Here is a 12,251-nt window from a genome sequence, read left to right as displayed (position 1 = left end):
TAGATTAAAACGATGAATGATTTCCTGTGAATTGAAAATAAATAAAATATTGCTAAAATTATGAAAACATAAGTGTCCACTATATCTTTATGGTATATTGATAACAGTATAAAAGAGAGAAAGAAGGAACGCCATGAAACGGTATATGGGAGATGCGATGTTACTAATTACTGCATTTGTTTGGGGGAGTGGGTTTGTTGTAACAGCAATAGCTTTACAATATTTAACGGCTTATCAAGTAATGGCAGGAAGATTTATTTTAGCGACATTCATATTAATCATTATTTTTGGGTATAAATTTAAAAATTTTAATCTATCGATTGTATGGCGAGGAATCGTACTCGGGATTATTTTATATATATCATTTGCCCTGCAAACAGTTGGATTAGAGTATACGACTCCATCGAAAAACGCATTTATTACTGCAGTAAATGTCGTAGTCGTACCGATTATTGCTTTTTTTGCATTCCGAAGAGCGATCGACCGCCAAGAAGTAATTGCATCCATCCTTGCACTCATAGGGATTGGGTTTTTATCGTTACAAGGGTCGTTTACGATAAATTTAGGGGACTTTTTAACATTGCTCTGTGCAATAGGGTTTGCTTTTGACATCTTTTTTACAAATGTTTTTGTGCAAAAAGAAGATGCCCTTTCTTTGACGATTGTACAGTTTATGACAGCGTCGTGTATCGGAGCGATTGTATTACTTTTTCAAGGAGATTTCACAGTAACGATGGAAAAAGAAGGTTGGTATGCAATCATCTATTTAGCGATTTTTTCAACAACGATTGCTTATGTATGCCAAAATTGGGCGTTTCAATATACTACTGCAACTCGTGCAGCTATTATATTATCCACAGAGGCATTATTCGGCACGATAATGTCGGTTCTCATTTTACATGAAGTGTTATCTGGACGTATGATTTTCGGAGCGGTGTTAATTATGACAGCGATTTTAATTGCAGAATTAAAACCGTTTTTATATTTTAAAAGAAGAAAAGATGCAAAAAAGCGAATTGTTTCATAAGTCTTCTTGTGGGAAAATATAGGTATAAAGATGCGCTACATGTAATGAAAATGGTATAATAGTACATATAGGTAAAATGTGGAAAAGGGTGAATGCATTGAATGATTATGATGTGTTTGTTGGACGACAGCCAATTTTTGACCGAAATGAAAATATTTATGCATATGAACTATTGTATCGAGTAGATGATTCTAACTTTTTTCCGAAAGGTGTAAATCCTGAAGATGCAACATTGCAATTAATCATTCATACATTTTTAACGATTGGAAAAGACAAAGTTATAGGGCAAAAAAAGTCATTTATAAATTTCACAGAAACACTTTTATTTGATGAAGTAATGAACCAGTTAAATCCTAACTATGTCGTCATTGAAGTGTTAGAAGATGTGGAAATGACAACAGAAGTAATCGAACAAATAAAAAAGATACATTATAAAGGATTTACGATAGCATTGGATGATTTCGTCATGCACGACGAGACGGTTGCATATGATGCTTTGTTTAAATTGGTTCATATTGTGAAAATTGATTACTTATTTACCCCGCCTAATGAACGAAAAAGAATGGAACGAATATTAAAACAATATCCTCATTTATCTTTATTAGCTGAAAAAATTGAAACAGAAGCACAGTATGAACAAGCGAAAAAAGACGGATATCATTTATTTCAAGGGTATTTTTTTGCAGAACCAGAAATTGTAAAAGGTACAGATATTCCAATGAATCAAGTGTTGCACTTCCATGTATTCCAAATGTTAAATCGAGAAAATGTCGATGTACAAGAAATAACACAACTTATTCAACATGATTTATCTTTAACGTATAAATTATTACGTTACATCAATTCGGTCACTTTCGATATTCCAAATGAAATTAAATCGATCAAACAAGCGATTATGTTAATGGGATTAAAGGAAACGAAAAAGTGGTTCCGGGTATTATTATTTAGAGATCTTGGGCAAGAGGATGGGCGTACAAATGCTTTAATCCAGGCATCGTTAGTACGCGCGAAAACATGCGAATTATTAGCTGAGCATAAACAAAAGAGCAATCCCGACATGTATTTTTTAGTAGGTATGTTTTCTATGATTGATATTATAATGAATCAAAATTGGGACAGTATATTACCTCGGTTACATTTTACGGACATTATAAATGATACGTTAATTGGTAAAGAAACACCGATGACACCATATTTGAAGTTAAGCATAGCTGTAGAACGTTTGGACATGGAGGAAATCGAATATTATGCATCGTTACTACAAGTGGAGCAGAAGAAGTTAAGAAAAATGACAAGAGAAGCACATAAGTGGACAACAAAATTTATGTAAGTAGGGATGTCTATGGTTCTAACGACAATAATTAATTTATGTGTTCTATTTACGTTTAGCGTACTTTTATTTACATATTCTCGGAGAATAAATAAGTTTGCTAGCCATACGATTATACATAAAATATCGATTGGTATTTTCAGTGGTGGTATCGGACTTATTTTAATTGAAACGAGTATTCGAGTTACACCAGAAGTGTTGATTGATACAAGAACTGTGCCAATTATTTTATCAGGGATTTTAGGAGGGCCAATCGCCTTATTTACAAGTGGGCTTTTACTTGGAATCATTCGAGTTATCATTGGTGGGTTTTCATCAGTTGCGATTATTGGTGGGTTCAACACGATTGTTTCAACCATCTTTTTAATTGTGTTATCGAAAAAGCTACCACTTAATTATAAAAATGCAAAGTATTTTTTAAATTTGATGATTGTACAAACCGGTATTGTATTACTATATATAACGGGAGTTTCCGTGGAGACACTGTTATACAGCTTTTATTTTCTTTTCTTCACCAACCTTTCACTTTATGTCGTCATTCGATTGATGGTCCTATTAGAAGATCATTTCTACATGTTTGATGTTCATCGTAAAGAATCTGAAGTAGACATATTAACGGGATTATATAATCGCCGAAAATTTTTACAAATTATTGAAACATTCTTGAAACAGCGAACGGAAATGTTTTCTATCATATTATTAGATATTGATAATTTTAAACAAATAAATGATACGTATGGGCATCAAATTGGAGACGAAGTATTAAAGAGTTTTGCAATGCAATTACAAGAAGTTGGCAGGAAATATGAAGGGGATGCATATCGGTTCGGTGGAGAAGAGTTTATTGTATTTTTACCAGGGAAAAATGAAGGTGAAGTAAAATTGATTGGCGAATCTTTACAGCGAAAAGTCGCCGAAAAAATTCATTATATAGATAGTGAAAATAAAATTCAGTTTACCGTATCTTCCGGCGCAAGTACTTTTCCTATTGATGGTAGAACAGTCGAGGAGCTTTATCGAAAAGCGGATAAAGCAATGTATTATGCAAAAAATGATGGGAAAAATAAATTTTATCATTATCACGACAAAAAGAAGGTTGGCATATCAAATTAATATGCCAACCTTTTATTATGCATGTACTTTATTTACTAACATTTTATTCACAGCACTGAATAATCCTTTAATGGATGATTCAATAATGTCTGTATCAATACCACTGCCCCAGTATACTTCTCCATCTTCACTTCGGAAACCGACATAAGAAATTGCTTTAGAGCTAGATCCAATGGCAAGAGCATGTTCACGATATGTTAAATCAGAGAAATCGACGTGAAATTCATTTTTAATGGCATTACTTATCGCATCAAAACGTCCATTTCCTCGTCCAGTACAAACCATCTCTTCACCATTAAATAGAATCGTCACATTTACTTCATATTCACCATTTTGAGTGTAAGCAAATTTGACAAACTCTACTGGTTTTTCAATATTTACATATTGTTCCATGAAAATATCGTAAATTTCTTCCGGGGAAAGTTCTTTATGGTTTTTGTCTGATACGTCTTTCACTTCATATCCGAAGCTTTCGCGCATTTCCATCGGTAAATCAATGCCATAGGATTGTTCTAGTATATATGCTACGCCACCTTTACCAGATTGTGAGTTAATTCGAATGATATCTCCTTCATATTCACGACCGATATCTAATGGGTCAATCGGTAAGTATGGAACTGTCCAATGTGCACGATCTTCTGATTCGCGCCATTTCATTCCTTTTGCAATGGCATCTTGGTGTGAACCAGAAAATGCTGTAAAGACTAATTCACCAGCATACGGCTGTCTTTCCGGGACGTGCATACGAGTTAATCTTTCGTGTTTTTCAATGATTTCGCGAATATGATCAAATTTTAATTTTGGATCTACCCCATGTGAATACATATTTAATGCAAGTGTAACGATATCTACGTTTCCTGTTCTTTCTCCATTTCCAAACATCGTTCCTTCTACACGGTCTGCTCCGGCTAACATAGCAAGCTCTGTATCAGCTACACCAGTTCCACGGTCATTATGTGGGTGTACAGAAAGCACCACATGATCACGTCGTTTCAGGTTGTCACTCATGTACTCAATTTGACTTGCATATACGTGTGGCATTGACATCGAAACAGTTGCAGGTAGGTTAATAATAATCTTATTGTCGGCAGTCGGCTCCCAAATATCAATGACCCTGTTACAAACTTCTAACGCATAATCTATTTCTGTACCTGTGAAACTTTCAGGTGAATATTGGAATGTAAATTTACCTGGCGTTTGCTCTGCATATTTTTTTAGTAAATGTGCGCCTGTTTCAGCAATTTGAGCAATCTCTTCTTTTGTTTTACGGAAAACTTGTTCACGTTGTGCAACAGAAGTGGAGTTATACACATGGACAACTGCATCTTTTGCACCTTCAAGTGCTTCAAAGGTACGTTTAATAATATGTTCACGTGCTTGTGTTAATACTTGGATTGTTACATCATCTGGAATTAAATTATCTTCGATGAGGCGACGTAAAAAGGTGAATTCAGTTTCAGATGCTGCAGGAAAACCGACTTCAATTTCTTTAAAACCAATATCAACAAGCATTTGGAAGTATTCTAATTTTTCTTCTAAGTTCATTGGAATAATTAATGCTTGGTTTCCATCACGTAAGTCTACACTACACCAGATAGGTGCTTCCGTAATATACTCTTTTTGTGTCCACTTTAGGCTTTCGACTGGCGGCATAAAATATCCTCTTGTGTACTTGTTGCTATTCATCATGTTCATCTTCCTTCTTTCCTCATATTTTTATAGTTTTTTAACGAAAAAATAAAAAAGCCTCATCTCTACAATTGTAGAGACGAGACTTATACTCGCGGTACCACTCTAATTGATATGTTGTTCTAACAACATATCCTACTCGACATATATAACGGTTTCTATCCGACTTCCCTTACTATATTTGTTCAGGGTCGTTTGCTCCTGGACGAGTTCAAAGGTTACAATGTCCGATTTTCACCAACCATCGGCTCTCTAGCGCATTATGAACCTTTTACTACTTCCAATCAAAGCAACGTATTTTATTGTTAAATACAATCATATAAACTATAAGTTAAAATGTCAACAGAATAATATGTATTTTTAGAAAATTTAATATAATCTATTTTTAAATAATTTTATTCTTCTTGCCATCCTTTACACACATCGACCCATCCTTCAGCATTAGCGTATGTAAAAAGGTCCTCACAGTTTAACGCGATAGCAGAATTTGCGCTACCACAAGCAGGATAGACAGTATCAAATCTTTTCAAAGATTCATCCAAATAAACTGGTAAGTCATTTTTTAAACCGAAAGGGCAAACACCGCCAATTTTATGACCTGTTTGTTCATACACATCCTCAGGAGATAACATACGTGCTTTTATATGGAATTGCGAACGGAATTTTTTGTTATCAATTTTCGTATCACCGGCTGCAACGACTAAGATTGCTTCATCCGTATCTTTCGCGCGAAAGGATAAAGTTTTGGCAATTTGTGCTTCTTTTACTCCAATTGTTGCTGCGGCATCACTCACTGTTGCACTTGATGTGTCAAACTCCATTATTTTATGTGTTAATTGAAATTGTTCAAAATAGTGTCTTACACTTTCTAAAGACATGTTTTGGCCTCCTAATTAGTATAAATATTCAGTTTATTCAATATTCAACTATAGCGAGCAAAGTAGTTTTCGTCAAGAAAGTAAGAGAATATGGATTGTTTACATAAAAAGCCGAGACATCCTTTTAGCCTATGTGCAAAATTTTGTCTCGACCTTATTGTTTATATTCATTTACTAAAAGTTATACATCTTTTAAAGCAGTCTTTTTAATTTCCTCCCGACGTTCATAAAGGTTAGAAACTATCGCTTTTCCAACTGCATACCCTGGCACTGCTAGTAAAATTCCTAAAAATCCCGCAATATTTCCAGCTGCTAATAAAATAGTAATGATCGTTAATGGATGAATATTTAATGTTTTCCCCATAATATTTGGTGTAATAATTTGTGCATCGATTTGTTGTGCAACGAGTGTAATAATCGATACCGCAATAACGAGCATTGGATTTTGAAATAGAGCGATAAGTAGAGCTGGTATAAAGGCAATCCACGGTCCGATAAACGGAATTATGTTCATTGCAAATGCGAAAACAGCTAATAATAAAGCATAGTTCAAATCAATTAATGTATACCCGAGAAACAACATCGTTGCTAGAATGAAACTAATTAAAATTTGTCCACGTATGTATAAACTTAATACATCATCGATATCTTTAAATGTTTTGATGACCCATTCTTTCGTATCACCTTTAAAAAATTGTGAAACGAATGGCACTAATTTTTCATGATCTTTCAACATAAATAAGAAGAAAAATGGTGTCAAAATTAAAATAAGTGTTCCTTGAAAAACTGATTGGAACAATGTTACCGTCCATTTTCCAAATTGCATCGTGAAAGCTTGTAAATTGTCCTTTAAACTATTTACGGCATCTTCCATCCATGGGGGCATATCCCCGAGAAAATCTACTAGTTGTAAAATAAGTATATTAGATTGATAAATAAATGCAGGTGTACTTTCTGCTAATCTTGTTACTTGTTCTGTAATTGGTGGGCCAACGACTAGAACCGCTGTTGCAATTAATCCGGTAAAGATTAAAAAGATAATAATGATGCTCCCCCAACGAGGAATTTTGAATTTTTCTAAAAAACTTTGTAATGGTTGTGCGATATAAAATAAAACGCCCCCCATTAAAAGTGGGATAAATATTGTTTTTAATACAATTAAAATTGGGGAAAAAATCCAATTTACTTCCACAACATATTTAATAATGAACAAGGATAGTAATACTGCAATTGCAATTTGAAACCATAACTTTCTCGTCAATCAACATCAGCCTCTTTTCTCTCGAAGAAACTTCTTTTCTTTTTATTATTATAGCATAAAAGCAAAGAACATAATCATTTCATAAAAGGAATAATTATAAATTTCTTCTCGTATATTTATATAAATAGATGGAGGAGAAATGTGATAATGTTTCGAACGAAAAAATTAGGCGTTATATTAAGTGTCGTTATATTAGGAGTGTTGTTTTGGCGGACAACCTCTGTACAAGTGGATATGTTAACCGTGCAAATGCCTTTAGCAGGAAAAGTGATCGTATTAGACCCAGGCCATGGTGGATATGATAGTGGGGCGGTCGTTGAAGGGGTAGAAGAAAAGGAGATTGCTCTCATCATAGCATTAAAAACGCGCGAACTTTTAGAACAAGCCGGAGCAATTGTGTATGTCACGCGAGAAGAGGATAAAGATTTAGTTGGGAAGGAGCAAGTAGAACGGAAAAAAGCGACAGATATTAGAAGGCGTGTCGATTTCATTCATGAATCGAATGCAGATCTTTTTTTAACGATTCATTTAAATTCATTAACATCTAAAACATGGCGTGGAGCCCAAACCTTTTACCATAAAAAATATGTGAAAAACAAAAAAATTGCCTCCTATATTCAAGAATCATTCATTCAAAATTTGGAAAACACGACACGTACACCGTTAGAAATGAGCCATGTATATTTATTAAAACATTCAAAAGTTCCGGGTGCACTCGTCGAAGTAGGATTTTTATCCAATGACTCCGAAAGAGAACTGTTGCAAAGAACATCATACCAAGAAAAGGTTGCTATGAGTATATATAAAGGTGTTTTGCAATATATGGTGGAGGAACAGACCGAACAAATAAATTAGATTTCACGCCGATTAATGTTATACTATTCATAGTTATGAAGTAAATTTTTAATTAGTTAAGGATGGTGCAACATTCATGTTAACAAAGGAACAAGTAATAGAGTTATTAGCAGAAGTGAAAGATCCATTTTTACATACACCTTTAAAAGATACAGAAGGAATCGTAGAGGTTTCCATTAACGAAGAGAAGAAACATGTTAGTGTGAAATTAGCGATTGGAAAGCCAAATACAGCAGAACAAATGCAGTTACAACAAGAACTAGTCGGTGTGTTAAAGAAAAACGGAGCAAGTACAGTTGGCTTACGTTTTGAACAGTTACCAGATGACATTATTCAAAAATTCCAACCTGCTAGCGAGCAAGATAATTCCATTTTAGGTGCAGCGAAACAACCACATTATGTAGCGATCGCGAGTGGGAAAGGTGGCGTTGGAAAATCAACAGCTACTGTAAATATCGCCGTATCATTAGCACGTTTAGGAAAGAAAGTTGGTATTATTGATGCCGACATTTACGGCTTCAGTGTGCCAGATATGATGGGAGTAGAAGAACGCCCTGTCGTTCGTGGAGAAAAAATTATTCCAGTGGAACGATTTGGAGTGAAATTAATTTCTATGGGCTTCTTCGTTGAGGATAACTCACCGATCATTTGGCGTGGACCAATGTTAGGGAAAATGTTAAACAATTTCTTTAGAGAAGTAGAGTGGGGCGAACTAGACTACTTATTATTAGACTTACCTCCTGGAACTGGAGATATCGCAATGGATGTACACGAACTATTACCGACATGTAATGAAGTAATCGTTACAACACCACATCCAACAGCTGCATTCGTTGCGGCACGTGCGGGTCAAATGGCATTAAAAACGGACCATAAAATTTTAGGGGTAGTAGAAAATATGTCATACTTCGAAAGTGAAGTAACAGGAGAAAAAGAATATGTCTTCGGACGTGGTGGTGGAGATAAGTTAGCAGAAGTACTGCAAACAAAAGTACTTGGACGTTTATCTTTACAACAGCCATATGAAGAAGAGGATGTTTTTGCTCCATCAGTGTATCAAGAAGATCATCCAAATGGGGAAGAGTACCGCCGTATCGCTGCAAAAGTGATTGCACAGATTGAGGAAGCGGAAGAAAATAAGTAATTTCTCTATGAATGTAAGTTTGGAAATAAATTCCGAGAAAAAATTAAGACAATTTAAAGGGAACTTGCAACACGAATGCTACCTCTAACAAGCATTAAAAGTGAGGGTAGGTTCTCGTGAGAGTGTAAACGTAAACCAAGTTCAGACTTATTTTGTTAGGGTCTGGACTTGGTTTATTTATTAATTGGATACGTATAGTGCATTTAATTTTGACACAATCCATAAATCTCTTTGTTCTTGTTTTGTCCTCTTTTTACTAACCAAGTCCAAAGCTCTTTTTGATAAGAGAACTTTATCCAACGCAAACAGCTAGTAGGATGGTCTTTTTACATTTCTTCATCATCAGGGGCTTCTTCCTTTTGACTCTTTTCCTTCTTTTTATTTTCATCTTTATCCTTTTCTTCGACAATTTTTTTCATTATATCGTGTGTACGCTTTTTAAATGTCGGTGTTTCGTATGTTTCTTCGATAACCTTTTTTAAATGTTCTTTATACGTAGTACTTTTCATCAACTTTTCAAATTGATCCGTCATCTTTGGATCCTCTAATATTTCCATTACTTTTTCTTGAATCGCCGGATCAGCCAATAACTTCTCCATAAATTTCTTATGTTCATCTTCGACAGATTTATAAAAAACCTCGATAAATGTCGGATCTTCAAATAGTTTTTTCCACATGTCGACACTTTGCTCAGAGGATAATGTTTCTTCAATTGCTTGTTTCGTTTCATCTGCATCTATGACGAGGAGTTTTTTCATCTCTTCATCACGCATGACATCACGAATGGCTTTTTTTCCTTCTTCCGTTTGAACAATATCCATTACCATCTTTTTTGTTGCATCATAATCTTTTTCACGAGCCTCCTCTTCTATAGCACATCCAGTTAGAAATAAAATTATTCCAAGTAAAATATTGCGTGTTTTTATCAACTGTATAACCTCCCATATATGTAATATGCAAATTTGTCACAAATTATATTCACTTAAGAGAAGAAAAATATGATTGTTCATGATAAAATATGGAATGGTACAGAACGTGCTTATTTAGGAGGCATATTAGTGAATAGTCGTAAATTAGTTCATATGTTTTTTAAGACATTAATATATGGTGGACTTGCTGGTTTATTAACTAGTTTTATCGTTAAGTGGGGAGAATATGCAAACTTTTTACAACCATTTGATGCGATAGAATTATTAGGGGTGTTTTTATTTTTCCTTGGGTATGCTTTAGTCTTTACTGTTGTTGCCCAAACAGGATTTTTCGCTTATTTATTTGTCCATCGTTTCGGTCAAGGTTTCTTTAAATCATATTGGCCAATGGTACAAATTCTCGTTATTTTGTTTGCTTTATTCGATTTAATTTATTTATCGAGCAAAGAAATTCCTCTTATGTTTAAAATTGGAATGACGATTGTCGTACTAGTTTTTGGTATTATTATTGCGCGTATTAAAGTAAAAGAAACAAATCCATCAGCTTTTATACCTACATTGTTTGTGATGGTTGTTGTAACCGCATTAGAATTAACATTAGTGTTACGACCTGCAGATACAGCGTTTATCACATTAATGTTAGTGCCGGTTTTAGTTGCAACTGCATACCAAATTTTACAATTACATAAAGTAACAGCAGTAGATGAAGAACATCGTGCAAGAATTCATAATCGTCGAATGGAACGAATTGCAAAACAAAAAGAAAAATTAGAAGCAGAAGGAAAAGAAGAGCAATTAAAGAAAGTGGAAGAAAAAGAGCAACAAATCATTGCTGCTGAAAAAGAGGCGGTATTAGCAAGACAACGAGCAGCACGAGAAAAAAGGAAATTAGAACAACAACAAAGAGGCACGAAGAAAAAGCGCCCGAAAAAGAAACGAAAAAAGTAAGATAAAAGCTATTACCTAAAATGGGGCAATTGCATTTTAGGTAATAGCTTTTTTACGGAACTACTTTTTCCTCTATATCAATTTCATAAATAAGTTCCGAAATTTTTGTTAATGTAAGTTTTTTCTTTTTTAAAAACGGAATAATTTCATCAAGCACATCAGCTGTTTTTATCGCAGCATCTGATGCGTGTAATAAAACAATATCTCCTTCACTTACTTCTTTTTGTAATTTTTGTGTCATACTTTTGACGTCGCGATTTTTCCAGTCATCCACTTGCACACTCCAATGAACCATTTGGACATTTAATTGTTCCGCAATGGAGAAAATGTCCTTATTGACATGTCCATTCGGTGCTCGAAAATATGGAAGTGTATCGATATGTAGTTTTTTAAAAACCTCTAATGCTAAAGACATGTCCTGTTTTACTTCATATAAAGGCATATCAATATACGTTTCATATCGATATCCGAGCGCTCCAATATCATGTTCAGCTTCCGCGATTTTTTGCACGATATGAGGGTGGCGTTCTGCCCATTCTCCATTTAAGAAAAATGTAGCTTTTACTTTATGTTTGTCTAATATATCAAGTATGTCATTAACTTTTTCATCTCCCCAACTAACATTAAATGTGAGAGCGACTTTATTATTTTTCACATTACCTTTTGTTAAAGCTACTTCTTTATCCTCTTCAAAAAATAAATTGGAATTAGAATATAAGAAGAAAAATAATCCTACAAGTAGTAGAAGGGAAATACAACCTAAAAGTATGTACTTTTTTCTTTTACGAAAATCCCATATGTAAAATGCAAACATATTTTCACTCCTCTTAGCATGGTTGTCTTATATATATGAAGAAGGAGAGAAAATAATGAGTAAAGAAAATGCAGAAGCTGTTACATAACATTTCGCATGCTTTCAAATGAACCGTTTGAAATGGGATAAAGATTCTATAATATGTGTTTTATGAATAGATATAAACAAAATTAAAATAAAATATATAAAAATAATCATTTTTGTTGAAAAGGTTTTTGTCGTGTGATATAGTTATTTCTGTCGTCAATAAAAGACGAACGAAA

At 34.1% G+C, this 12,251-nt stretch carries 11 protein-coding genes and 1 other annotated feature; of the genes, 6 read left to right on the top strand and 5 right to left on the bottom strand.

Going from position 1 to position 12,251, the window contains the following annotated elements; genetic code table 11:
- Positions 1-133: 133 nt before the first annotated feature.
- The 3 genes from SPD45_RS07150 to SPD45_RS07140 all read left to right on the top strand — a co-directional run bounded on the left by SPD45_RS07150 (position 134) and on the right by SPD45_RS07140 (position 3,470).
- Complete coding sequence (locus SPD45_RS07150; protein ID WP_336267060.1) at positions 134-1,027, top strand: DMT family transporter; 894 nt, start codon at positions 134-136, stop codon at positions 1,025-1,027.
- A 97-nt stretch (positions 1,028-1,124) separates the two neighbouring features.
- A complete protein-coding gene (locus SPD45_RS07145) occupies positions 1,125-2,357 on the top strand; it encodes an EAL and HDOD domain-containing protein (RefSeq protein WP_336267059.1) in 1,233 nt (410 codons plus the stop codon).
- 12 nt (positions 2,358-2,369) lie between these two features.
- Positions 2,370-3,470, top strand: coding sequence for a diguanylate cyclase (locus tag SPD45_RS07140; RefSeq protein WP_336267058.1), 1,101 nt, complete (start codon positions 2,370-2,372; stop codon positions 3,468-3,470).
- A 15-nt stretch (positions 3,471-3,485) separates the two neighbouring features.
- Here SPD45_RS07140 and SPD45_RS07135 read toward each other — a convergent pair whose 3' ends face one another.
- From SPD45_RS07135 to SPD45_RS07125, 3 genes are all read right to left on the bottom strand, one after another.
- Complete coding sequence (locus tag SPD45_RS07135) at positions 3,486-5,159, bottom strand: 2-isopropylmalate synthase (protein WP_336267181.1); 1,674 nt, start codon at positions 5,157-5,159, stop codon at positions 3,486-3,488.
- A 72-nt stretch (positions 5,160-5,231) separates the two neighbouring features.
- Positions 5,232-5,456 (bottom strand) — a binding site (T-box leader).
- 98 nt (positions 5,457-5,554) lie between these two features.
- The gene (locus SPD45_RS07130) at positions 5,555-6,037 is read right to left on the bottom strand and encodes a YbaK/EbsC family protein (RefSeq protein ID WP_336267057.1); all 483 of its coding nucleotides are present in this window, start codon (positions 6,035-6,037) and stop codon (positions 5,555-5,557) included.
- Between the two features lie 181 nt (positions 6,038-6,218).
- Positions 6,219-7,298, bottom strand: coding sequence for an AI-2E family transporter (locus SPD45_RS07125; protein ID WP_336267056.1), 1,080 nt, complete (start codon positions 7,296-7,298; stop codon positions 6,219-6,221).
- A gap of 147 nt (positions 7,299-7,445) precedes the next feature.
- Here SPD45_RS07125 and cwlD point away from each other — a divergent pair, with 147 nt between their 5' ends.
- Both cwlD and SPD45_RS07115 read left to right on the top strand, forming a co-directional pair.
- Positions 7,446-8,153 carry an N-acetylmuramoyl-L-alanine amidase CwlD gene (gene cwlD / locus SPD45_RS07120; protein WP_336267055.1) on the top strand — a complete coding sequence of 236 codons (708 nt, stop codon included), beginning with the start codon at positions 7,446-7,448 and terminating at the stop codon, positions 8,151-8,153.
- Positions 8,154-8,229: 76 nt separating this feature from the next.
- Positions 8,230-9,297: an Mrp/NBP35 family ATP-binding protein gene (locus SPD45_RS07115; RefSeq protein ID WP_336267054.1), complete on the top strand. Its 1,068-nt coding sequence runs from the start codon at positions 8,230-8,232 to the stop codon at positions 9,295-9,297.
- 326 nt (positions 9,298-9,623) lie between these two features.
- Here the strand turns inward: SPD45_RS07115 and gerD are convergent, their stop codons facing one another.
- Positions 9,624-10,226 (bottom strand): spore germination lipoprotein GerD, encoded by a 603-nt coding sequence (gerD, locus tag SPD45_RS07110; protein ID WP_336267053.1) that lies wholly within the window; start codon positions 10,224-10,226, stop codon positions 9,624-9,626.
- Positions 10,227-10,295: 69 nt separating this feature from the next.
- Between gerD and SPD45_RS07105 the strand changes: the two genes are divergently transcribed.
- A complete protein-coding gene (locus SPD45_RS07105) occupies positions 10,296-11,174 on the top strand; it encodes a KinB-signaling pathway activation protein (protein ID WP_336267052.1) in 879 nt (292 codons plus the stop codon).
- A 52-nt stretch (positions 11,175-11,226) separates the two neighbouring features.
- Here the strand turns inward: SPD45_RS07105 and SPD45_RS07100 are convergent, their stop codons facing one another.
- Positions 11,227-11,988, bottom strand: a complete 762-nt coding sequence (locus SPD45_RS07100) for a polysaccharide deacetylase family protein (RefSeq protein WP_336267051.1) — start codon at positions 11,986-11,988, stop codon at positions 11,227-11,229.
- Between the last annotated feature and the right edge of the window lie 263 nt (positions 11,989-12,251).

It is taken from the genome of Pseudogracilibacillus sp. SO10305, assembly GCF_037072005.1.
In the GTDB taxonomy this organism is placed as follows: domain Bacteria; phylum Bacillota; class Bacilli; order Bacillales; family Amphibacillaceae; genus Pseudogracilibacillus; species Pseudogracilibacillus intestinigallinarum.
Note: the sequence above shows the minus strand (reverse complement) of the source record. Positions and strands in the feature narration are given on the sequence as shown.